Raw genomic sequence first — 302 nt, 5'->3', positions numbered from 1 at the left:
GATTATTTGACTTCTGTAGCTACAAAGATTTTACGTTTTTCCCAAACGCCTGTCTTTTCATTGTAATCATCACAAGTAATTAATGTTAATTGTTTATCTTTACCTTTTTGTTCATCTAGAACTTCTACATCTGTAGGCTTAACATCTCTTATACTTGTCATTTTATACTTACGTGTTTCATTACCAACTTTAAAGTACACCATACTACCTTTTTTGGCTGCTTTAAGATTTGTAAATTGATAGTTCGGACGGTCAATGAAAGTGTGTCCTGCAATTGAAATATTTTGATCATCTAGTGATTC

The 302-nt window shown here is 31.5% G+C and carries 1 pseudogene; it reads right to left on the bottom strand.

The window, feature by feature from the left end:
• Positions 1 to 2: 2 nt before the first annotated feature.
• Positions 3 to 302: pseudogene (gene srtA / locus IDG60_RS03325) on the bottom strand (class A sortase SrtA); the annotation flags it as partial.

The organism is Staphylococcus sp. EG-SA-2 (genome assembly GCF_017152085.1).
This window is presented reverse-complemented; position numbering and strand designations above follow the sequence as displayed.